Source organism: Rheinheimera pleomorphica (genome assembly GCF_011634895.1).
In the GTDB taxonomy this organism is placed as follows: Bacteria; Pseudomonadota; Gammaproteobacteria; order Enterobacterales; family Alteromonadaceae; genus Alishewanella; species Alishewanella pleomorphica.
Genome location: NZ_SIRR01000001.1, coordinates 66,857 through 88,395, shown reverse-complemented (window position 1 = coordinate 88,395; position 21,539 = coordinate 66,857). Strand labels below are relative to the sequence as shown.

The following is a 21,539-nucleotide window of genomic DNA, read 5'->3' as shown; positions in this document are numbered from 1 at the left end:
GCCGGCTCAGGCTTTGATGCCTTTACCTTTATTATCCACTGTTGGCTTGCCTTTACTGGTGTAAGTAAGCCCCGCCTTGCCACGGCTTGCCAGCAGTTCGGTTTTAAAGCGGGCCAGTGTCAGCTGGCTTTGCTCCAGCGTTTGTTGGTTAATATCATTTTGTTGCTTGCATTGTTCCAGCAGTTGGTCCAGTAAGGCAACCTGTTGTTTAAACCAATCCTGTTGTTTGTAACTGTCCAGTTCTGGCGCTTGCGCCAGAGCATTGTCGGCTTGATGAAGCTGCTGCAGCACAGCAGTTTTTTCGCTGATAAGTTGATTAAGACTATCTATGTCGCGGTTAGCGAGGGCGGCAAGTTCTTGCCGCAATAACGACAACAGCACATCCAGGTGCTGCTGTTGTTGATTTAACAAGGTGACGATGGCATCAGTGGCGGTCATTTTTTACCGAACAGTTCGCTTTCAAACTGTACTATGCGTCTGGCCAGCTGCTCTACATTAATTTTGTATTTACCGTCTGCAATCGCTTGTTTAATCTTGTCGACTTTTTCCTGATCCACACCATTACTGTTGCTGGCTTTTTCTGTCAGTTTGGCAAACTGCTGCGCCTGCGGTGTAATAGACACTGAATCTTGTTTCTGGCTGGTTGCCTGACTGGCATTTTGCTGCACAGCCGCCTGCTGACGCTGAGCATTTTGCTCAACCTTGTCAGTTTTTACTTGCGCACTATTTTGCAAGTTGTTGATATTAATAGCCATGCTCGAACCTCATCACCTTAATACATTCCTTATGTTCAGGTTAACGGCGTTAAACAGCAAAACTTTAGCGATTTTTTTAAAATTTTACGCTGACTAAATCGACGCCAACGACCTGCGCGCTAACTGTGCGCCTTGACTGCTGATTCAGTATGCTAATGGTATCACCCAAACTGCCATCAGACTGCGCTACACCACTGGTTACGACACTTAAACCGCTGTCGCTGACCGATATTGTAACAACATCTCCTTTACAGACAAGACAAAGATCCTGCAAGGTTAAAATTTGTCCCATTGCCAGCGCTTTTTTCGCTCTGGCGCCGACAACCAGAGCATGGTCGGCAACCGGGCTGCCACGCACAAAACGTCTTGGCCGCGCTGCAGTTTCCAGCATATCGGCACTGAGCCGGCTGCCATTAGCGATATTTTGTGTCAGCACTACGGCGTGTATTATTTCGTCAATTCTTACCGGTACATACAGTTGCCAGCTTTGCTCGGCATTGCAACGGATGCGGATTGTGTTTTGCCGTTGAGTTGCCGGCTGGGACAAGCTAAAAGCCAAGTCTTGCGGGCAATATTTGTCGCCGATTCGTTCGTCCAGCGGCGTTATATCGGTTTGGATCGTACCATCCTGGCTCAGTTGCCCTGTTAACCAGTGTTCAGCCGCGACAGTAAGCTCGGCCGGGCTGTAGCTTTGCGGTGCGCCAGCAACAGCCGCACAGAACAAGCTAAGTGCGGTAAGTGTCTGTTTAACTAAATTTTCGTACTTTTTCATAAGGTTTCGGCTATGCTTTATTGGCTAAGGGTTATAACATACGACGTAAGTTTGACGCTAAAGCGCCTGAGCCTTTCGGGTTAGCGTGCTGTTATAGTGCTCAAGCAAGAATTGATCCGATATGTCTTACAGAGGAGCTGCAGATGGCCGGTATTTTAGACTCGGTGAACCAGCGTACGCAGTTAGTTGGCCAGAACCGTCTCGAATTGCTGTTATTTAAATTGGTCGGCCGCCAGCGCTACGGCATTAACGTGTTTAAAGTACGGGAGGTGCTGCAATGCCCGCCACTAACCGCCATTCCCAAACGTAATAAATATGTACGCGGTATTGCGCATGTACGCGGTCAGACCATTTCGGTAATCGATCTGAGCCTGGCGACCGGCGGTAAGCCGATCGACAATGTCAAAGACAGCTTTATTATCATTGCTGAGTACAACCGCTCGGTGCAGGGTTTTTTAGTTAACTCGGTTGAGCGCATTATCAATATTAACTGGGAAGCGATTATGCCACCGCCGAAAGGCACCAGTGGTAAGCAAAGCTACCTGACAGCGGTAACCGAGATTGACAAAGAGCTGGTCGAAATTCTGGATGTCGAAAAGATACTCGAGGAGATTTCCCCATCACCTACTGCGATCACGGCGGTGTTAGATACTCAAAGCATCAGCACGGACTTAGGGGACCGGCTTATTCTTATTGCTGATGACTCTGCGGTGGCGCGTAATCAGGTTAAGCGCGCGCTAGAAGGATTAGGGGTTAAAATGCATCTGGTCAATAATGGCCGCGAGGCGTTAACTTATCTGCAGGAACTGGCGAAAAGCTGTAACGAATCGGTGACGGAAAAAGTCGGCTTACTGATTTCAGATATTGAAATGCCAGAAATGGATGGCTATACCCTGACGGCAGAAATTAAAATGGACGCCAGGTTAAAAAAACTGCATGTGATCCTGCATACCTCGCTTAGTGGGGTGTTTAATCAGCAGATGGTACAAAAAGTGGGTGCTGATGATTTTATTGCTAAATTTAATCCTGATGAACTGGCGCAGTCGGTGCAAAAATGGCTGCATGCTGATTAACAGTTAAGGATGACCAGTGCCAAATAAAGAGTTGCTAGACAAAGAGTATGTGCTGTTCAGAGATTTTCTTGAGCAGCAATGTGGCATTGTATTGGGTGAAAATAAACAATATCTGGTCAAAAGCCGGCTGGCACCGCTAATGCAACGTTTTGGCGTTGCTTCATTGTCAGAGCTGGTTAACAAAACCCTGAGCCCGTTTGAGCGCCAATTACGCTCAGCGGTAATCGATGCGATGACAACCAATGAAACCTTGTGGTTTCGTGACACTTATCCTTATGAGCTACTAAAAAAGCAAATTTTTCCTGAGCTGGAAAAAACCTGCCGTACTGTCAAAATTTGGTCGGCGGCCAGCTCCAGCGGTCAGGAGCCTTACTCCATCGCTATGACAGCATTGGAATATCAACAAAGCCGGCCAGGTGCTTTTAGCCTGGGAGTGCATGTGCTTGGCACCGACATTTCGAATACCATGCTAGAGCATTGCCAGCGCGCTGAATACGATGGCCTGGCACTGTCCCGTGGTTTATCGCCGGAGCGGCGCACTAAGTTTTTTGAAGACAGCGGCAAAGGCATGATGCGGGTAAAAGACAATGTACGTAAGAACGTTAGCTTTCGCCATCTTAACCTGCTGGACAGTTACACCTTGCTGGGAAAGTTTGACATTATCTTTTGCCGCAATGTGCTGATTTATTTTTCGGCTGACGTAAAGGCAAAAATTATCCGCCAGTTTGCCCAGTCACTAAATCCCAAAGGTTATTTATTCCTTGGAGCCTCAGAATCGTTATCCAGTTTGAATAACGATTTTGAGATGCTGCGCTGTAATCCCGGCATTATTTACCGCAAAAAATCCTAAATTCCGCGTTTATTTAATTTCTGGCCTGTGTTTTGCATTGTTTTGCCATCGCTAATGAACAGGTGGCAAAAAAATGGCAATCAGTTTTGACAAAGCTTTTGGGCTGCATCCCGATGCCATGCTGATCCGTGATCGGCGTGCTCAGGTATTGGCAGAAAATATCGCTAATGCCGATACGCCAGGTTACAAAGCCAAAGATGTGGATTTTCAGCAGGCGCTGCAACATGCCCGTGCCCGTCAGAGTGGCAATATCGCCCGCACTCATGAGCAGCATTTTAATATTTCTATTGCTGCGCGCCAAGAAACCCAGTTTCGCAACCCGGACCAGCCGGACACCGGTGATGGTAACAGTGTCGACATTCACCGCGAGCGTAACGCCTTTATGCAAAACAGCCTGGAATACCAGGCCAGTATGACGTTTCTCAATTCCCGTATTAATGGCTTGAAAAAAGCCCTTACCGGTGGAGGACAATAACCATGAGTGCTTATAACATTTTTGATATTACCGGCAGTGGTATGACAGCACAGTCGGTACGCATGAATACCACGGCCAGTAACATCGCCAACGCCAACAGTGTCAGCAGCAGTATTGATCAGACTTACCGTGGTCGTCATCCGGTGTTTGCTGCCGAGCTGTCCGAGGCCCGGCGTCAGCAGGGTGATGCCAGCGTTGGCGTTAAAGTGTTGGGTATCGTGGAGTCCGATGCACCGCTGAATGTAGAGTATGCGCCCAATCATCCATTAGCGGATGAAAATGGCTACATCTATAAGCCGAATATCAACATCATGGAAGAGATGGCGAATATGATTTCGGCATCGCGTTCGTACGAAACCAATGTGCAAACTGCCGATGCCGCTAAGCAAATGATTATGCGTACGCTGCGTTTAGGTCAGCAATCGTAAGGATCTGAGAAATGACTTCTAATGTAAACAACAACTCTGCTCTGGATGGCATGTATTGGAACCCTGACACTAAGGTGCCGGACAAAAATAATGGTGCGCTTAAGCAATCAGATTTCTTTGCTTTGCTAACCCAGCAGCTGGCTTATCAGGACCCTACTAAGCCGGTCGAGAATGACCAGATGATCGCCCAGATGACCAACTTTACCATGGCCGATGGTATAGGCTCATTAAATGAGAGCTTTAAAGGCTTCGCCGAGAGCATGTCATCGAACCAGGCGCTGCAGGCGTCGTCTCTGGTGGGGCGTAGTGTACTGACACAGTCTGATGAAATCGTGTTTACCGGTGACACCTTGTCACGCGGCAATATCGAATTGGAAAAAGCTGCGACCCTGATGAAGGTACGCATCGAAAACGAAAAAGGTGAGCTGGTCCAGTCGTTCAGCGTGGAAAACCCGCAGGTTGGTAAAAACGAATTTATCTGGGATGGCACCTATATGCCATCCGGTGCGGGTAGTGCGGCTGAAGTCGATGGTGAGCTGTCTGAACGCGTAAAAGCTGGGGTGTATAAGGTCAAAGTAGACGTTAGCTATGCCGATGGCAGCAACGCCAGTTTGCCCGTCAATGTATATACCCCGGTAGGCAGTGTCAGCATGAACGGCACCGGCGGTGGCATCATGCTTAACCTGTTGGGGTTAGGTGCGGTGAAATTAAGTGATGTCTTAGAAGTTTCATATAGTTAAGCGAGCTGAGGTGAATTATGAGTTTTAATATCGCATTAAGCGGCCTGGCCGCAGCACAAAAAGATTTAGACACAACGGCAAATAACATTGCCAACGTAAATACTACTGGTTTTAAAGAGTCACGGGCCGAGTTTGCCGATGTGTACGCCACCTCTATTTTTGCCTCTGGCCGCACTAAAGTGGGTGATGGTGTTACTACCGCGACGGTAGCGCAGCAGTTTAGCCAGGGCGCACTGCAATTTACTAATAACTCGCTGGATTTAGCCATTACCGGCGAGGGCTTCTTTGCGTTGACCCCAGACAGGCAATCGCAGGATTTAACTTATACCCGTGCCGGTGCCTTTAAACTGAATAAAGATAACTTTATTGTCGATAACAAAGGCAATTTTTTGCAGGGCTTTGCCGTTGACCCGGTAACCGGTGAAAACCAGTCGGTTAGTTTAAGTACTACCCAGCCGATTGCAATTCCAACCTCAGCCGGCGCACCACGGGCAACCAATAATATTTTCTTAAGTATGAACCTGGACTCGCGTGAGCTGGCTACCGATGCTATTCCGTTTGATGCCACAGACCGCGCTACCTACAACCATTCGACGTCGGTAACTGTGTACGACAGCCTTGGTGAGTCGCATACGGTGACAACCTATTTCCGTAAAACTACCACAGTGCCGCCAGCGAATGCGGAGTGGGAAACGTTCGTCGTCTGGGATGATGTGACCGCGGCGCCAATCCAGGGCGATAATTTAGTGTTTGATTCCAGCGGTAATTTTGTAACGCCGCCTATTCCGACGCTGACATTGCCTGCGGTAGATCTTAACGATCCGGCAAACGGCTACCTGACTAATGGTGCACAGTTTGCAACCGACATGGTGGTGAATTTCCGTGACGCTTCAGGCGTGCGTGAGCCAACACAATATGCGTCAACCTTTGATGTGACTAACCTGAGCCAGGACGGCACCACTGTCGGTTTCTTGACCGGCGTAGATATCGATGCCTTTGGCCGGGTGCTGGCCAGCTACAGTAACGGTGATTCGGCGTATTTATCGCAAGTTGCTATGGTGCGTTTTGCCAACGTACAGGGCTTAAAACAAGTGGGCAATACCTCGTGGAAACAAAGTATTACCTCGGGCGAGCCAATAGGCGGTCAGGCCAACACCGGCACCTTTGGCGCAGTTAATGCGTCATCGCTGGAGCAGTCTAACGTTAACCTGACGACTGAGCTGGTAGATTTAATCAGTGCGCAGCGTAACTTCCAGGCGAACTCAAGAGCGCTGGAAGTGAACAGCACCTTGCAGCAAACGGTACTACAGATCCGGTAATAACACCGATCTGTTAAACCCTCAGTACGTGAGTCACACAGCACCACCTTCGGGTGGTGTTTTTTTTATGCTGTTAATCTGCGGTAGCGAACAGCGCTGGCATTAAACTTGCTTCGTATTGCTAGAAACGATTAACGGAGCGCGTTATGGACCATCTGTTATATATCGCCATGAGCGGTGCCAAAGAAAATATGAATGGCATAGCGGTACGGGCGAATAACCTGGCCAATACCGGCACAGTGGGCTTTAAAGCCGATTTTGAGCAAGCACGGGCAATGCAGGCTTTTGGAGCCGGCTTGCCAACACGGGTGTTCTCGTTGACCGAGCAGCCAGGTCAAAACTTTGACGCCGGCGCTATTATCATCACCGAGCGTGAGCTGGATGTGGCAATACAAGGCGACGGCTGGCTGGCAGTGCAGGCACCGGATGGCAATGAAGCCTATACCCGCAGTGGAAATTTGCAAATTTCGGCGCAGGGCATGCTGGAAACCGCCACCGGCTTACCGGTAATGGGCGATGATGGCCCAATACAGTTACCGGTACCGCTGGCCAAAGTTGAGATAGCCCAGGATGGCACTATCAGCGTGCTACCGCAGGGCGCACCCGCCGATGCCATAGTGCCGGCAGGACGAATTAAGCTGGTACGACCGGCCAACAGCGAGATGGAAAAAGGCAACGACGGCTTGTTTCGCCGCAAAGACGGCCAAATTGCAGAGGCCGATGTTGACGTCAGCCTGCTAAAAGGCGCGATAGAAAGCAGTAACGTCAATGCGGTAGGCGAAATGACGTACATGATCAGCCTGCAGCGCCAGTTCGAGCTGCAGGTAAAAATGATGAAAAGTGCTGAAGAGATGGATCGGCAGCAAAATCAGTTACTCAGGATAATAGGCTAACCGCCTGAACAGTTAATGGGCCAAGGCCCGGGAGGCAAGTATGCATCCAGCTTTATGGATCAGTAAAACCGGTTTAGACGCTAAGCAGCGTGATATTTCGGTGATTTCAAATAATCTGGCTAACGCCAGCACCGTCGGCTTTAAGAAAAGCCGGGCTATTTTTGAAGATCTGCTGTACCAGAACGTGAATCAGCCTGGTGGTGCTTCGTCGCAAAACTCTGAGCTGCCAAATGGCCTGATGTTAGGTGCGGGTACTAAGGTGGTCGCAACGCAGAAAAACTTCACTCAGGGTAATATGATCACCACTGATAATAGTTTGGATATGATGATCCAGGGCCATGGTTTTTTTGAGATTTTAATGCCAGACGGCACCATTTCGTACAGCCGTAATGGCCAGTTTACCGTGGATGATGAGGGTAACCTGGTGACTTCAGGCGCCGGTTATCAGGTGCAGCCCAACATAGTGGTACCACCAGATGCGCAAAGCATTACCGTGTCGCAAGATGGGCAGGTATCGGTACAGCTACCCGGCGAAGGCGAACCGGCAGTATTAGGCCAGTTGACGGTAACTAACTTTATTAATCCGGCTGGTTTAGAACCCATAGGGCAAAACTTGTTTCGGGAAACCGGTGCCAGTGGCGACCCGGTGCAGGGCATACCCGGCCTGGAAGGCTTGGGGATTATTGTGCAGGGCGCACTGGAAACGTCCAATGTTAACGTTACCGAAGAGCTGGTCAGCTTAATAGAAAGCCAGCGCGTGTATGAGATGAACTCCAAAGTGATCTCATCGGTAGATCAGATGTTGGGCTTTGCCATTCAACAGCTGTAACGGGAGGCCTTATGTTACGCTTTATTACCGGACTATGTTGCGCTTTGCTGCTTGGGGGCTGCGCCTCATTGGAAGAGCCCAAAGCCGACGACCCGTACTTTGCGCCGCTGCAGCCTGAGCCGCCATCACGGCCGTTGACACACAGCGGCTCGCTGTTTGCGCAGAATTACTCTAATAGCTTGTATTCGGATAACAAAGCACGGCATGAAGGTGACATTATTACGGTAGTGCTTAAAGAACGTACCCAGGCCAGTAAAAATGCCAAGTCTGAAATGAAAAAGGACAGCTCTACTTCATTTGAGCCGATGATTGGCTTAGGTGGCAGAAATGTGTCGGTAGCCGGCAACGTACTGCAATTTGGTGCTGATTCTTCATCCGATTACAAAGGCGACGCTAAAGCGGATCAAAGTAACAGCCTGGTAGGGAATATTTCGGTTAATGTACTGCAGGTACTGAACAACGGCAATTTAGTGATCCGTGGCGAAAAGTGGCTGACGCTGAACACAGGTAAAGAATATATCCGTTTAACCGGCGTAATCCGCTCGCAGGATGTTGATGTCAATAACACCGTAGAGTCGACCAAAATTGCCAATGCCCGTATTGAATACAGTGGCACCGGGGCACACCACAATGGCCAGTCACCAGGCTGGTTAAGCCGGTTCTTTAATGGTCCGCTGTGGCCTTTCTAGGAGATTGCTGATGAAACGCTTCGTTGCTGTATTACTGTTGTTGCTGTTGGCACCATCAGGCAATGCTGCCCGGATTAAAGATGTGGCCGATGTTGAAGGCGTGCGCGCTAACCAGCTGGTTGGCTATGGTTTAGTGGTGGGTTTGCCGGGCACCGGCGAGCAAAGCCCGTTTACCGAGCAAAGCTTTCGTACCATGCTAAGCAACTTTGGCATTACGTTGCCGGGCAATATGAAAGCGCAAATTAAAAATGTGGCGGCGGTTGCTGTGCATGCTGAGCTACCGGCTTTTGCTAAGCCTGGGCAAACACTGGATATTACTGTGTCATCCGTCGGCAGTGCCAAAAGCCTGCGTGGCGGTACCTTAATGCAAACTTTTTTAACCGGTTTAGATGGCAATGTGTATGCGGTAGCGCAAGGCAGCCTGATTGTCAGTGGCCTGGGCGCTGAAGGCCTGGACGGCTCACGCATTCTGGTGAATACGCCCACGGTAGGCCGTATTCCAAACGGTGCCATGGTCGAGCGCGAGGTGATTACGCCGTTTTCGCAAAACGACTTTATTACCTTTAACCTGAAACGCTCTGACTTTACTACCTCGAAGCGGTTGGCTGAGGCGATTAACAACTTTATTGGCCCTGATACCGCCTATTCACTGGATGCTACTTCAGTAAAGGTTAGGGCGCCGCGCGACATCAGCCAGCGGGTGTCATATTTATCTACACTGGAAAATTTAAGTTTTGAGCCGGGCGATCATTCGGCGAAAATTATTATCAATTCCCGCACCGGTACTATCGTTATTGGCAAAGAAGTGCGGTTATTCCCGGCAGCGGTAACCCACGGCGGTTTAACGGTAACCATCGCGGAAAACCCACGGGTAGTGCAGCCTAATGTGTTGGCAGAAGGCCAGACCGCGATTGAAGAGAACACCATTATCGATGTGCGCCCCGAGCAATCACGCATGTTTAAGTTTGATCCCGGCGTAACCCTGGATGACTTAGTGCGCACGGTTAATGCCGTGGGGGCGGCACCGGGGGATTTAATGGCGATACTTGAAGCATTAAAAGAAGCGGGCGCTATCCATGGCGAGCTGGTGGTGATCTGATATGAGCCTGACGCCAAACAATGTGTCTTATCATGACTTAACCAGCCTGCAGCAAATTCGCAGCAGTGCTGGCAAAGATGAAAAAGCCGCCTTGCGTCAGGCCGCTGAGCAGTTTGAATCGATCTTTTTCAGCATGCTGCTTAGCAGTATGCGCAAAGCCAATGCCGGCTTTGAAGTAGACGGTATGATGAACAGCCAAACCACCAAATTCTACCGCGATATGCATGACAGCCAGATGGCAACTGATTTAGCCCAAAAAGGTGCGCTGGGGCTGGCCGATTTATTAGTACAGCAATTAAGCCCGGCGCTGGGCAGCAGCAATAGCACCGCAACTGGCCATAGCTTACCGGGGCATAGCTTGCCTGGGCAGCATGACAAAGCGCTGGCTATGCCAAAAGTGATCTTACCGGCACTGAAAACCGCGCGTGCTGCCACAGCAGATAACGTTAAGCCTGCTGTCTCTGCGCCGTTAAGCGCTGTACCGGCAACTGCAGCAGAACCCACAACTGAAACCGTACCAACACAGTGGCAGGTGCAAAGCCCGGCGGATTTTGTTCAACATTTACTGCCGGCCGCGCGGCAAACCGCCAAAGCACTGGGGCTGGACCCGCTGGCACTGGTGGCGCAAGCCGCACTGGAAACCGGCTGGGGCCAGCGTATGATTAAAACGGCTAAAGGCGCTAACAGCTTTAACCTGTTTGGGATTAAGGCTAACCACGGCTGGCAGGGCGATACGGCGGTGGTTGATACGCTGGAATACCGCGGCGGTATCGCTAAGAAAGAGCAGGCGAAGTTTCGCGCTTATCAAAGCCCGCAGCAAAGCTTGCAAGATTATGTCGCCTTTATTCAGCAAAACCCGCGCTACCAGGATGCGGTAAAAGCCAGTGGCGATACCAAAGCCTATTTTGAACAGCTGCAGGCCGCCGGTTATGCGACTGATCCGGCTTATGCACAAAAAATTATGGCAGTGTATCAAAGCCCGGCGCTGCAGAATGCCGCTGTGGATGACAGCACGATTAAAGAATTACCCGAAGCGGCCGACTAATAACCTAATTGACGCAGCTAAGCGACAGATGCGGAGAGAGCAATGTCAGACAATTTACTAAAAATAGGGACTTCAGCAGTATTGGCTAACTCCATGTTGCTGAATACCACCAGTAATAACATTGCCAACGTTAACACGCAGGGCTATTCGCGCCAACGCACTGAATTTGAGGCGCAAACACTGGGCTTGGGAGTAGGCAGAGGCACCACCGAGCGTTTAGTCAGCGAGTTTACCTCAGCACAGCTGCGCCGGGATACGTCAAAGCTGGCTTTTGCCAATCAATATACCGCTGAAGCAAACCGCATCGATGGCTTATTCTCTAATCCGGCGAACAGCATCTCATCGGCAATGAACGATTTATTTCAGAAGCTGCAAACGGCAAACAATGATCCCAGCGCCATTTCAACCCGGCAATTAATTATCAGCAGCAGCGAATCACTGACCGATCGCTTCGCCACCTTGTCCAATTTAGTGTTAGACCAGGCCAGCTATGTTAACCAGCAACTGGATTTGGACTTAACCCAAACGAACTCGTTAATCCGTAATATCTCTGAATTAAACCGCAGCATTGCCGGTTTTGGCCGCGGCGATAATGCCCAGCCGCCATTAGACTTGCTGGACCGGCGTGATGAAGCGCTGCGTCAGTTATCAGAAAAGCTGGATATTAAGGTGCTCGACTCTGATAACGGTGAAAAGCTGGTGTTTATGGCCACGGGTCAGTCGCTGGTGGTTGAAAACGGCGAGTTTAGTATTTTAAGCCTAAATGGTAACCCGGATCCGAATGTGCGAAATGTGCAGCTGAGCCTGAACTCAAAACCGTCGGTTATTCGTAATCTAGGCATTGAAGAGCTGGGAGGGCAATTGGGGGGCTTACTTAAGTTTCGCGACGATTTGCTTATTCCGACCCAAATGCAGTTGGGCCAGCTGGCACTGGCGATGTCTGATGCACTGAACACACAAAATAAACTCGGTATGAATGCCAACGGTGAGCTTGGTGGCGACTTATTTGTGTTACCACAAACCAGTGGTTTGGCATTCCAGGGCAATACCGGTACTGGCACTGTTACTGTCGATATTGAGCCGGGCAAAGCGGCCCAGCTGCCACCGAATGACTTTTTGCTGACATTTACCGCGCCAGACACCATTACGCTGGAGGCTACAGATACCTCAGGTAATGTCGTGCCGGGCTCTGCCGTTACCGTTACGGGTGTTACGTTTCCGACCACGATTGACAGCCAGACCACAGGTGTTACCGACTTTTATGGTTTATCACTGCAGCTGGAAGGGCCAATGAACGACGGCGACCGTTTTGCGCTGAAGCCATTGTCCAGCGCTGCCCGTAATATTAATCTGGCAACGACCCGGCCCGAGGATATAGCGCTGGCATCGCCGGTGCGCAGCGAGGTGGCGGAAGATAACCTGGGCAATGCTCAGGTTGATAAGCTCATTGTTAGCAATACGGATCCGGCGTCATCGGCTTTTGTGCCGCCAGACACTATCAACGGCGCGCCTTTTACTGTCATTCATATTGGTAATAATCAGTTTGAAGTTCGGGATAACACTAATGCGTTGTTGGGCACTACGCCAGCACTACCGAATGGCCAGCTGAATGATATTATGGCCGAGGCTGGCCTTGCCACTTACGGTTTCGATTTTAATATTACCGGTATTCCACAAACCGGCGATAACTTTACCATTGAGTACAATACCGGCGGTTTTAACGATAACCGTAACGGTTTGGAAATAGCCAAACTGCAAACTGCTGAAACCATGCGCCGTTATGCAGTAGCGACACCAAACGCCGATAACAGCGTCAGCTTTAACGAAGCCTACGGCACTATGGTCAGCTTTGTCGGTGATAAAACGGCGCAGGCGCGTAACAGCCAGGCAGCAGCAGAAGCGCTGTACGCTCAGACGCAGCAGTTAAAAGAGTCATTGTCTGGCGTTAGTCTGGATGAAGAAGCGGCGAATCTGGTCAGGTTTCAGCAATCTTACGCGGCAGCGTCTAAAATAATTTCTACGTCGCAAACGATATTTGACACCCTGCTACAGGCAGTGAGGTAACTTATGCGCGTTACATTTAACAGCAAATTTAATCAGGGCCTGGACGGTATTTTAAATACGCAAAAGCGCTTACTGCGCGCCCAGGATCAGATGATTAAACAAACCAAGATCCTGACACCAGCCGATGATCCTTCCGGCAGTGCTAAGGTGTTGGGCGTGGGGCAAAACCTGTCACAGTTATCGCAGTTTGAGCAAAATGGCATAGCGGTAAAAAACAATCTTGGGGTAGAAGAAACCGTGCTGGCATCTATTCGCACAGCAATGGACAGAGCCCGGGTGCTGGCGCTGGCATCGGGTAATGGCTCTTATGCTGAATCTGAACGCGAAGCGGTAGCATCCGAAATTGAAGGTATTCAGCAACAACTATTTGATTTAATGAACAGCCGTAACGTTGAAGGCGGCTATCTGTTTTCTGGCTTTCAGGATGGGGTGCAGGCCTTTAGTTTAGATGCGTCAACCGGCAAGTACGTATTTAACGGCGATGATGGCCAAAAAGCCCTGCAGGTGTCACCCGGAGTGACTTTGCCGGTAAACGATAGTGGCAAAAAGGTGTTCGACAGTATACAGGTTCGGCCACAGCCAACGGCTGCTGTTATTGCTGTGCCGGGGCCAACCGCTGCGACGGTAAACATAACGAATCAGGAAGTATTTAACAACTTTTATATCAGTAACTACGACAAAGCAGTACCAGCCAATAATACCTTTAGCGTTGAGCTAACCGCGCCAAGTGACTATCAAATCCTGCGCGGTGGCGCGCCTTTAGTACCGCCGGTAACCGGGGCATACACCTCGGGACAACCAATAAGCTTTAACGGGTTGGAAATTGTCATTGATGGCCCGGCAGGTGCCGGACGGGTAGATTTTGACTTACCTGCGCCAGAAAAAACCAATATCTTAAACAGCCTCAGTGAGCTGATGGCCGCGCTGCGCACCCCTGGCCCGGTAGATGATGTGTTTCAGGCCAGTGTTGCCAAAGCGGTAGCAGAAATTGATGACGCCTCTACCAGTGTCGCATCGGCGCGTTCCGCTATCGGTGGCCGCATTAACGTACTGGATAGTATTAACGGCTCCAATGCCGATCTGGAAATTCTGGCTACCCAGTACCAGGCTGATATTGCTGAAGTCGATTTTTCCAAAGTTATTGCTGACTTGACCAAAGAAGAGACCGCGTTGCAGGCGGTGCAGGCAACCTTTAGCACTATTACCAATACCTCACTGTTTGATTATATTCGTTAATCTCTATTAGACCGGCAAAAATTTGCCGGTCTGCCTTTATTGCCTAATAAAGTAGAAAAATAGATAAAATTCATTCTGTTAGAAAAAGAATTTTAAAAAATTAGCAAATTTCCTAAAGTAAAATTTCTGCCGTCCGATAACTAAGTATCAGGCAAATCACAGGGCACACAGTAAGCCGCCGTGATTGGTAAACAGATAGGGTTATCAGGAGAAACACCATGGCTTTATACGTCAACAGCAACATCAGCGCATTAAATGCTCAGCGTCAGTTAATGAACAGCGGTAATGCCCTGGACACCTCGTTTAAACGTTTATCATCCGGTTTACGCATCAACAGCGCAGCAGATGATGCGGCAGGCTTACAGATTTCAGACCGTTTGGAGTCACAAATCCAGGGTTTAAACCAGGGTAACCGTAACGCCAACGACGGTATTTCATTAGCGCAGACCGCAGAAGGCGCGATGGAAGAAGTGACTGCGATGTTTCAACGGGTCCGTACCCTGGCACAACAAGCGGCGAACGGTTCAAATACTGATGAAGACCGCTTAGCGATCCAGGAAGAAATCCGCTCATTAATGAGTGAGGTTAACCGGGTTGCGAAAGATACGACTTTCGGTGGTCAGAACTTGTTAGATGGTACTTACTCTGCCAGCTTTCAGGTAGGTGCTGATGCGGTACAAACTATCGGCTTTAGTATGAAAAACGTAGGTGGAACAGCGAATTCGTTGTCCGCTGCGGGTGGTTTTACCTTATCCGGGATAGCCAGTGTTGCGTCAGGCGTGACCGGTAAAACGTTGTCTGCTCTTGCCAGTGGTTTGTCAGATGCGTTAGGTACTACGGCAGATGATACGACTTTTGCGACGGTATTTTTAGCGACTGCAGTGAGCGTTTCCACCCAAGCTAATGCGCAAATGGTTATGGCCGGTATGGACTCACTGATTGCGGTGGTGGATAAGAAACGTGCTGAGCTGGGTGCGGTGCAAAACCGGTTCCAGGCAACCATTCGTAACCAAACCAATATTGCTGAAAACCTGTCAGGCGCAAAATCGCGAATTAAAGATGCTGACTTTGCGGCAGAAACGGCGATGTTAACGCGCAACCAGATTTTACAGCAGGCTACTACGACGATACTGTCGCAGGCGAATCAGCGGCCGCAGGCAGCACTGAGCTTACTGCAGGGCTAATAAATCCGGCGTAATGGGCGGAGCCCTCGAGTTTAACTGGGAAATTAAGGTGCCGGCAGCATGGGGTAATGCTGCCGGCTTTTTTAATTCAATAATATAATTAGTTAACTGTATGATTTACTTGGTTTAATTGTCATCTTTCGTTTTTTTCAAAAAAATCAAAAAAAAATCCTAAAGCTTTATAAAGTCATGCCGATACAGATTACAGGGGAACTGTATTAGTGACCTTGTTTTAACCGGGCGGTGGGGACCAACCGGCTAAATCATCGAACTTATGCTGTTTAACTGTAGGGGTGGGGTAACCACTGCAGTCAAAGCAGTTCTGTTAAATTTGGAGGCTACATATGGCTTTATATGTCAATACTAACGTTAGCTCGTTAAACGGCCAGCGCCAGCTGATGAACAGTGGCAATGCACTGGATACGTCGTTTAAACGTTTGTCATCGGGTTTACGTATCAACAGTGCTGCAGATGACTCTGCAGGTTTACAGATCACTAACCGTTTGTCAGGCCAGATCAATGGTCTGAACCAGGGTATTCGTAACGCCAACGATGGTATTTCATTAGCGCAAACAGCAGAAGGCGCGATGGAAGAAGTCACCTCGATGTTTCAACGGGTACGTACGTTGGCGCAGCAGGCATCAAACGGTTCAAACACCGACGAAGACCGTCTGGCAATTCAGGAAGAAATCCGCTCATTAATGAGTGAGGTTAACCGTGTTGCCAAAGATACGACTTTCGGTGGTCAGAACTTGTTAGATGGTTCTTACTCAGCCAGCTTCCAGGTGGGTGCTGATGCAGTACAAACTATCGGTTTCAGTATGAAAAATGTTGCCGGTACAGCCAACTCATTGTCAGCGAATGGTGGTTTTACTTTATCGGGTATTGCCGGTATCGCATCGGGTGTGACCGGTAAAACGTTGTCTGCCCTTGCCAGTGGTTTATCAGATGCTGTAGGTACAGCTGCAGATGATACGACTTTTGCGACGGTATTTTTAGCGACTGCAGTGAGCGTTTCCACCCAAGCTAATGCGCAGATGGTTATGGCGGGCATGGACTCGTTAATTGCTGTAGTAGATAAAAAGCGTGCTGAATTAGGTGCGGTGCAAAACCGGTTTCAGTCAACCATTCGTAACCAGTCGAATATTGCTGAAAACCTGTCAGGCGCCCGTAGCCGGATCCAGGATGCAGATTTTGCTGCTGAAACGGCTGCATTGACGCGTAACCAGATCCTGCAACAGGCTAGTACTACTATTTTGGCGCAGGCTAACCAACGCCCGCAAGTAGCTTTGTCATTGTTAGGCTAAGCTATAGTATAGTGGGTTGGCCAGTGTCTTGCTGGCCAACTGCTTTATTCCGGAGGTTTTTATGTCTGTGGACACCCTGTTTAATAAAGATAACCGCATTGCAGACATGGCATTGGACCGAGCCGTTACCGTAAAATCAGCAAAAGCTGAACCAGCGCCACGGCAAGTACAAACTGACAGTGCTGAGACGTTGAGTATTGCAGAACAGATTAATAAAGCAGCTGCAGAAGAAGCTCAAAATGGTGTAACTGCGGTATCATTTGATAATAATCAAATCCGGCAAACACTGGAGCAGATTAACAAAGTGATCCCAATTACTAATACCCGACTGGTATTTGAGTTTGACGAGCTTGGCGATCCGCCGGTGATTAAGGTAATTGACAAAACCAGTAATGAGTTAATTCGCGAAATACCTTCACAGGATTTGGTAAAAGTGGCTAAAGCTTTTAGCGAAATGGCCGATAACTTAACTAAGGCAGGCGCATTGGTTAATTTCCAGGCCTGATAACACAGGAGCATGCTGTTATGGCAACTATCACTTCAGCTGGCGTAGGTTCAGGTTTAGATCTGGAAAGTATTATCCAGGCCACGGTTAATGCTGAAGATTTGCCGCGCATGAAACGGTTTGAAGAAACGCAAACCCGGCTATCAGTGGAGCTGTCTGGTCTTGGTGCGGTAAAGTCATCTTTATCCGCTTTTCAGGACATTATCAAAAAGCTGGCGGACCCGGAAAACTTTACCAAGCGCAGTAATACCATTACGCAGCCGGCATCGGGCGATATTATTTCTGTTGCATCAAACAGTAGCGCTACGCCTGGTAACTTTAATATTAAAGTCAATCAGTTGGCTCAGGGCAGCCGGGCGACGACTAATGCTGCTTTTTCATCTCCCTCTGATGTGGTCAGTGCCTCTGGCGGCAAACTTACCATAGCGGCGGGTACTAAAAGCTTTGAAGTGGACGTAGCGGCCGGCGCAACCTTAGAAGAGGTGCGTGCAGCAATTAATAATTCCGCTGATAACTTTGGTGTGTCGGTAAATATTATTAATACCGGTGGTGCAACACCCGAAGCAAAGTTGGTTATCAGTTCTAATGTGAGCGGTACCGGTAATGATCTAACCATTACTAATGATAATGCTGAGCTAGACAGTATATCTACCACCGCTTTTGCTGGCGGTGCCGGCGGCTTAACCATAGCGGCGGCCGATCAGGCAAGAGATGCCATTATTGAAGTGGATGGTATTGCCGTTAGCAGCTCAACCAATATTTTTAAAGATGCCGTGCAGGATTTAACGATAACTGCGAAAAAAGTCAGCGAGGGCACGGAAACAGCACAATTAACAGTCGATTATGATAAAACCGGTGTTGAAAAGCTGATTGATGAATTTATTAAGGCGTACAATAACGCTGTTGGTACTATTGAGTATCACACTCAGGTGGGGTCTGCTTTATATGGTGACTCTGCGATGCGTGGCTTAAAAAATCAGCTGACTAATACCTTATCGACAGTAATAAATGGTGCCGGTGACTTTGAAACCTTATTTGATGTTGGTATTGGTCTTACTAAAGAAGGTAAATTAGAAAAATCATCCTTGGTGCGCAGTGTTAATGACGCATTAAACGAGAATTATGCCGATGTGGGTAAGTTGTTTTCTGGTGATACTGGGTTAGCTAAGAGTTTTGAAACCTTGCTGGAAACCCATCTTGAGGCAAAAGGCAGCTTTAAATTCCGAGAGGATTCGCTGAACAAATCTTTGCGTCAACTTGAAGATGATAAAGCATCGCACGATTACAGAATGACGCAGCTGGAGGCTGGCTTAAGAGCTAAGTATGCCGGTTTAGATGTGCTGATAGCGCAGATGCAAAGTGCAGGCAGCTATATTACGCAGCAGCTGGCTAGCTTACCTGGCTTTACCAGCAACAAAAAGTAACCGATGGGAGAAACGCAAATGAGTAGCGCCAAATTAAAGTTTTATCAAAAAGAAGCCACTAAGACACAGTTGGCGGAGGCCTCTCCTTATCAGGTTATTCAAATGTTAATGGCTGGAGTAATGGATAATCTTGCGCTGGCCAAAGGCGCTTTACAGCGGAAAGACTTTGAAACCAAAGCAAAAGTATTATCTAAAGCCTCGGCGATTCTGGAATCGTTACGCTCATGTCTGGATGAGACTGCATCACCGGAGCTGTCAGGTAATTTATATGCGTTATATAGTTATATGATTGAGCGTTTGATTGACGCCAGTGTCGAAAAAGAGAGTACTGACGCAATCGATGAAGTGGCAGACTTATTTCGGCAAATTAAATCAGCCTGGGATGAAATTCCATTCAGTGCACAGCAACAGGCTGAAGCACAGCGCACTGTAGCACATGCCAATGTTGGCTGATCATTTACAGCAAGCGAAGCTGCTGTTAGAGCAAATTAAGCAGCTTATCGCTTCAGAAGACTACCATCAGGCCACATCAGTGGTAAGCGACTGGCAGAAGCTATTACAGCATGTATTCTCGCAGTTAGAGCCCTCTGATAAGTACAGCTTGCAGCAAGTTCAGCGGTTGTCTGATGATTTTGCTGTGTTGCTGCCAGCATTGCAGCAAGAACATACAAAAATAAAGCATAGCATCAGCCAGATAGCTGCGGTAAAGTCAGATAATAAGATCAGTAAAACCTACCAGATAGATTAACTTATGACTGAGCTAGAACGGTTGCTGCAACAAGCTGAAAGTGCTTTGTCAGCACTAATGCAAAAAAACGAGAGAGAGAAAAAGTTTGCTACCGAATCTCGTTTACGTTTTGAAAAAAACATTAATGCTTTTGGTAAATACTACCCCAAAATTGCTTCAATATTGAAAGAGTATAAGCCTCGGGAAGACTTCGAGATTCTTGTCACTTCAACGGGTGTTGGAAACTTTGTACCTAAAGACGTTGGAGTCCCAATCTATTCTGATGATCCGTTAGCACAATGCAGAGAACAGCTAAAGAAAAACACGTCTAGAGGATATTATAGTCTGACTCAATATGGCTTTGCTGTATCTGATAATGACAATCGGCTCCACAGCCGATACATGGCTGAATTAAGCAATACCATTCAAGGATTTCAGCAAAAAAATCCAACGCAACTTAGCACTTTGCCTAAACACTTTCCGACAGCAATTATATTTGGTGTGGGCTTGGGATATGTTGTGACTGATTTGCTGGAGTCTCATAGTTTTGATTATATCTATGTCAGTGAGCCTGATCTTGAAATTTTTTATGCTAGCCTCTTTTGTACCGATTGGGCGAAAATAATTGAAGACGTAGACGAGGCAGGAGGTACGCTTTTCCTGCAAATTGGGCTAGATGTCAAAGAGTTCTTTAATTCCCTTTATAGTTTTGCTCATGATATTGGGCCATATTCAATTATTCGCGCGTTTTGTTATCAGCATTATCCGTCAGTAGAAGTCAATAAGCAGATTGCAGCCTTTTTTAATCGCTATTATGAATTGCAGGCAGGGTTTGGATTTTATAATGATGCAATAACAGGGCTAGCACATTGCATTAAAAATTATGAAAGCAAAGCGCAGTTTTTACGGCTACCTAGTAAACGATGTTACTTGTCGATGCCCGCAATTATAGTCGGAAATGGTCCATCACTAGATGCTGCAAGTGAAGTGTTAAAAGAGATACAAGATAAAGTCATTATTTTTGCTTGTGGAACAGCTCTTGGCTCTTTAGCCCGGCAAGGAATTAAAGCGGATTTTCATGTTTTGGTTGAGCGTCCAAAAACAACTTATGATGCGTTAATGGACAGTTTTGATCCAAGCTACTATTCCGATCTTAATTTACTGGCTGTGGATGTGATATACCCAGATGTCGTTGATCTTTACGACTGGGTAGGGCTGGGTCTAAAAGGCCCTGAAGCGGCAACGGTTTTTTCGCAGTTCTTAATGCTAGAAGATTACAAGCAAATAATGCCATCTTTGACCTTTCCTGGACCTTTAGTCGCCAACACTGCACTGTCGTTTGCTTTCACTTTTGGATTTGAAGAAGTTTACCTTTTTGGTGTAGACAATGGTTATCTGAATGGCAAAACTCATTCTGAAAACAGTATATACGCGCACAATGAGAATTATAAAAAAATCGTTGATAAAGGTGCTGTGCATAAGTTAAAAGGTAATATTTCTCAAGATGTTATGTCTACTAACTTGCTAATGCTAGCTCACAAACATATAGAAAGCCTCATTGCGCTTGATAAGAAAGTGTCTGTATATAATGTGGGAGAAGGTGCTTTTATTGAAGGGGCATTCCCTATTGTTGAGGACGATGTCTTTGTCAGAGCTGGAAAGCTAGAAAAGTCTCAGGTAATAAATGATATTAAGCAGAGGTTTTTTTATAAACCGGTTTTTAATGTTAATGACGAGCGGTTGGCTTTCAAATTGTTCGACGACATTTGTGAACACCTCAATGACATAGCTAGCGAGCCATACTCTACCAGGAAAGAGGCATCGGATATATTAAAGCGTCAGGCACGATATGTGTATTCGTTTAGAAAAACCCGTTTTGCTCATTTATTCCATCTTATTAAAGGCTCGTTGTTATATTATCATTGCCCTATGCTGACACTGTTATACCAGTATGAGGATGAGCAGGTGTCGTTAGACTGCTTTACTGCACTGTTGGCGCTGTGGAAAGATTATGTCAGGGCGATGAAAGCGGATTACCGGCAAAGCTGGAATAAAAAATGTGACTGGGGTATGGATATCGTATTTGCGAATAAAAACAAGGTCAGTCAGGTTTAATAAACCATGT

Annotated in this window: 23 protein-coding genes; 20 read left to right on the top strand and 3 right to left on the bottom strand. The window is 47.8% G+C overall.

Translation table 11 applies throughout. The features are described 5' to 3' along the window. Positions 1-6 precede the first annotated feature (6 nt). From EYB30_RS00455 to flgA, 3 genes are all read right to left on the bottom strand, one after another. Entirely contained in the window at positions 7-438 is a 432-nt protein-coding gene (locus EYB30_RS00455; protein ID WP_166835866.1) for a flagellar protein FlgN, read from the bottom strand. Further along, positions 435-755 carry a flagellar biosynthesis anti-sigma factor FlgM gene (flgM, locus tag EYB30_RS00450; protein WP_166835864.1) on the bottom strand — a complete coding sequence of 107 codons (321 nt, stop codon included), beginning with the start codon at positions 753-755 and terminating at the stop codon, positions 435-437. Before flgM ends, EYB30_RS00455 begins: the two co-directional genes overlap by 4 nt. Positions 756-831: 76 nt before the next feature. Beyond that, positions 832-1,527 carry a flagellar basal body P-ring formation chaperone FlgA gene (gene flgA, locus EYB30_RS00445; protein WP_166835862.1) on the bottom strand — a complete coding sequence of 232 codons (696 nt, stop codon included), beginning with the start codon at positions 1,525-1,527 and terminating at the stop codon, positions 832-834. A 143-nt stretch (positions 1,528-1,670) separates the two neighbouring features. Between flgA and EYB30_RS00440 the strand changes: the two genes are divergently transcribed. The 20 genes from EYB30_RS00440 (at position 1,671) to EYB30_RS00345 (ending at position 21,529) form a co-directional block, all read left to right on the top strand. Next, positions 1,671-2,600, top strand: a complete 930-nt coding sequence (locus EYB30_RS00440; protein WP_166835860.1) for a chemotaxis protein CheV — start codon at positions 1,671-1,673, stop codon at positions 2,598-2,600. A 16-nt stretch (positions 2,601-2,616) separates the two neighbouring features. Next, positions 2,617-3,450 carry a CheR family methyltransferase gene (locus EYB30_RS00435; RefSeq protein ID WP_166835858.1) on the top strand — a complete coding sequence of 278 codons (834 nt, stop codon included), beginning with the start codon at positions 2,617-2,619 and terminating at the stop codon, positions 3,448-3,450. A 73-nt stretch (positions 3,451-3,523) separates the two neighbouring features. Beyond that, the gene (flgB, locus tag EYB30_RS00430) at positions 3,524-3,925 is read left to right on the top strand and encodes a flagellar basal body rod protein FlgB (RefSeq protein WP_166835856.1); all 402 of its coding nucleotides are present in this window, start codon (positions 3,524-3,526) and stop codon (positions 3,923-3,925) included. 2 nt (positions 3,926-3,927) lie between these two features. Then, on the top strand, positions 3,928-4,353 hold the full coding sequence (gene flgC / locus EYB30_RS00425) for a flagellar basal body rod protein FlgC (protein WP_166835852.1): 426 nt from the start codon (positions 3,928-3,930) through the stop codon (positions 4,351-4,353). 11 nt (positions 4,354-4,364) lie between these two features. Then, the gene (locus EYB30_RS00420; RefSeq protein ID WP_166835849.1) at positions 4,365-5,093 is read left to right on the top strand and encodes a flagellar hook assembly protein FlgD; all 729 of its coding nucleotides are present in this window, start codon (positions 4,365-4,367) and stop codon (positions 5,091-5,093) included. 17 nt (positions 5,094-5,110) lie between these two features. Next, complete coding sequence (gene flgE, locus EYB30_RS00415) at positions 5,111-6,412, top strand: flagellar hook protein FlgE (protein ID WP_166835846.1); 1,302 nt, start codon at positions 5,111-5,113, stop codon at positions 6,410-6,412. Between the two features lie 146 nt (positions 6,413-6,558). Next, complete coding sequence (flgF, locus tag EYB30_RS00410; RefSeq protein ID WP_166835843.1) at positions 6,559-7,305, top strand: flagellar basal-body rod protein FlgF; 747 nt, start codon at positions 6,559-6,561, stop codon at positions 7,303-7,305. Positions 7,306-7,345: 40 nt separating this feature from the next. Continuing rightward, positions 7,346-8,134 carry a flagellar basal-body rod protein FlgG gene (gene flgG / locus EYB30_RS00405; protein WP_166835840.1) on the top strand — a complete coding sequence of 263 codons (789 nt, stop codon included), beginning with the start codon at positions 7,346-7,348 and terminating at the stop codon, positions 8,132-8,134. Positions 8,135-8,145: 11 nt separating this feature from the next. Then, positions 8,146-8,823, top strand: a complete 678-nt coding sequence (gene flgH, locus EYB30_RS00400; RefSeq protein WP_166835838.1) for a flagellar basal body L-ring protein FlgH — start codon at positions 8,146-8,148, stop codon at positions 8,821-8,823. Between the two features lie 10 nt (positions 8,824-8,833). Next, positions 8,834-9,922: a flagellar basal body P-ring protein FlgI gene (locus EYB30_RS00395; protein ID WP_166835836.1), complete on the top strand. Its 1,089-nt coding sequence runs from the start codon at positions 8,834-8,836 to the stop codon at positions 9,920-9,922. Between the two features lies 1 nt (position 9,923). Further along, positions 9,924-10,967 (top strand): flagellar assembly peptidoglycan hydrolase FlgJ, encoded by a 1,044-nt coding sequence (gene flgJ / locus EYB30_RS00390; protein ID WP_166835832.1) that lies wholly within the window; start codon positions 9,924-9,926, stop codon positions 10,965-10,967. A gap of 42 nt (positions 10,968-11,009) precedes the next feature. Next, positions 11,010-13,031, top strand: coding sequence for a flagellar hook-associated protein FlgK (gene flgK / locus EYB30_RS00385; RefSeq protein ID WP_166835829.1), 2,022 nt, complete (start codon positions 11,010-11,012; stop codon positions 13,029-13,031). A 3-nt stretch (positions 13,032-13,034) separates the two neighbouring features. Further along, positions 13,035-14,267, top strand: coding sequence for a flagellar hook-associated protein FlgL (flgL, locus tag EYB30_RS00380; RefSeq protein WP_166835826.1), 1,233 nt, complete (start codon positions 13,035-13,037; stop codon positions 14,265-14,267). A gap of 218 nt (positions 14,268-14,485) precedes the next feature. Then, positions 14,486-15,451: a flagellin N-terminal helical domain-containing protein gene (locus tag EYB30_RS00375; RefSeq protein WP_166835822.1), complete on the top strand. Its 966-nt coding sequence runs from the start codon at positions 14,486-14,488 to the stop codon at positions 15,449-15,451. A 344-nt stretch (positions 15,452-15,795) separates the two neighbouring features. Continuing rightward, complete coding sequence (locus tag EYB30_RS00370) at positions 15,796-16,758, top strand: flagellin N-terminal helical domain-containing protein (RefSeq protein ID WP_166835818.1); 963 nt, start codon at positions 15,796-15,798, stop codon at positions 16,756-16,758. 61 nt (positions 16,759-16,819) lie between these two features. Beyond that, complete coding sequence (locus tag EYB30_RS00365; RefSeq protein WP_166835816.1) at positions 16,820-17,263, top strand: flagellar protein FlaG; 444 nt, start codon at positions 16,820-16,822, stop codon at positions 17,261-17,263. 20 nt (positions 17,264-17,283) lie between these two features. Then, positions 17,284-18,687, top strand: a complete 1,404-nt coding sequence (fliD, locus tag EYB30_RS00360) for a flagellar filament capping protein FliD (protein ID WP_166835814.1) — start codon at positions 17,284-17,286, stop codon at positions 18,685-18,687. Between the two features lie 18 nt (positions 18,688-18,705). Beyond that, positions 18,706-19,140: a flagellar export chaperone FliS gene (gene fliS / locus EYB30_RS00355; RefSeq protein ID WP_166835812.1), complete on the top strand. Its 435-nt coding sequence runs from the start codon at positions 18,706-18,708 to the stop codon at positions 19,138-19,140. After that, complete coding sequence (locus EYB30_RS00350; RefSeq protein ID WP_166835810.1) at positions 19,130-19,435, top strand: hypothetical protein; 306 nt, start codon at positions 19,130-19,132, stop codon at positions 19,433-19,435. Before fliS ends, EYB30_RS00350 begins: the two co-directional genes overlap by 11 nt. A 3-nt stretch (positions 19,436-19,438) precedes the next feature. Beyond that, complete coding sequence (locus EYB30_RS00345) at positions 19,439-21,529, top strand: motility associated factor glycosyltransferase family protein (protein WP_166835808.1); 2,091 nt, start codon at positions 19,439-19,441, stop codon at positions 21,527-21,529. Positions 21,530-21,539: the final 10 nt, after the last annotated feature.

Excerpts from the sequence above, each read along its gene's own strand:
- EYB30_RS00395 (WP_166835836.1), top strand. The coding sequence starts at position 8,834 with ATGAAACGCTTCGTTGCTGTATTACTGTTGTTGCTGTTGGCACCATCA.
- EYB30_RS00420 (WP_166835849.1), top strand. The coding sequence starts at position 4,365 with ATGACTTCTAATGTAAACAACAACTCTGCTCTGGATGGCATGTATTGG.
- flgA (WP_166835862.1), bottom strand. The coding sequence starts at position 1,527 with ATGAAAAAGTACGAAAATTTAGTTAAACAGACACTTACCGCACTTAGC.
- EYB30_RS00370 (WP_166835818.1), top strand. The coding sequence starts at position 15,796 with ATGGCTTTATATGTCAATACTAACGTTAGCTCGTTAAACGGCCAGCGC.
- flgF (WP_166835843.1), top strand. The coding sequence starts at position 6,559 with ATGGACCATCTGTTATATATCGCCATGAGCGGTGCCAAAGAAAATATG.
- EYB30_RS00365 (WP_166835816.1), top strand. The coding sequence starts at position 16,820 with ATGTCTGTGGACACCCTGTTTAATAAAGATAACCGCATTGCAGACATG.
- EYB30_RS00375 (WP_166835822.1), top strand. The coding sequence starts at position 14,486 with ATGGCTTTATACGTCAACAGCAACATCAGCGCATTAAATGCTCAGCGT.
- EYB30_RS00350 (WP_166835810.1), top strand. The coding sequence starts at position 19,130 with ATGTTGGCTGATCATTTACAGCAAGCGAAGCTGCTGTTAGAGCAAATT.
- flgG (WP_166835840.1), top strand. The coding sequence starts at position 7,346 with ATGCATCCAGCTTTATGGATCAGTAAAACCGGTTTAGACGCTAAGCAG.
- fliD (WP_166835814.1), top strand. The coding sequence starts at position 17,284 with ATGGCAACTATCACTTCAGCTGGCGTAGGTTCAGGTTTAGATCTGGAA.
- flgC (WP_166835852.1), top strand. The coding sequence starts at position 3,928 with ATGAGTGCTTATAACATTTTTGATATTACCGGCAGTGGTATGACAGCA.
- flgK (WP_166835829.1), top strand. The coding sequence starts at position 11,010 with ATGTCAGACAATTTACTAAAAATAGGGACTTCAGCAGTATTGGCTAAC.
- EYB30_RS00440 (WP_166835860.1), top strand. The coding sequence starts at position 1,671 with ATGGCCGGTATTTTAGACTCGGTGAACCAGCGTACGCAGTTAGTTGGC.
- flgB (WP_166835856.1), top strand. The coding sequence starts at position 3,524 with ATGGCAATCAGTTTTGACAAAGCTTTTGGGCTGCATCCCGATGCCATG.
- fliS (WP_166835812.1), top strand. The coding sequence starts at position 18,706 with ATGAGTAGCGCCAAATTAAAGTTTTATCAAAAAGAAGCCACTAAGACA.
- flgH (WP_166835838.1), top strand. The coding sequence starts at position 8,146 with ATGTTACGCTTTATTACCGGACTATGTTGCGCTTTGCTGCTTGGGGGC.
- flgM (WP_166835864.1), bottom strand. The coding sequence starts at position 755 with ATGGCTATTAATATCAACAACTTGCAAAATAGTGCGCAAGTAAAAACT.
- EYB30_RS00345 (WP_166835808.1), top strand. The coding sequence starts at position 19,439 with ATGACTGAGCTAGAACGGTTGCTGCAACAAGCTGAAAGTGCTTTGTCA.
- flgL (WP_166835826.1), top strand. The coding sequence starts at position 13,035 with ATGCGCGTTACATTTAACAGCAAATTTAATCAGGGCCTGGACGGTATT.
- flgE (WP_166835846.1), top strand. The coding sequence starts at position 5,111 with ATGAGTTTTAATATCGCATTAAGCGGCCTGGCCGCAGCACAAAAAGAT.
- EYB30_RS00455 (WP_166835866.1), bottom strand. The coding sequence starts at position 438 with ATGACCGCCACTGATGCCATCGTCACCTTGTTAAATCAACAACAGCAG.
- flgJ (WP_166835832.1), top strand. The coding sequence starts at position 9,924 with ATGAGCCTGACGCCAAACAATGTGTCTTATCATGACTTAACCAGCCTG.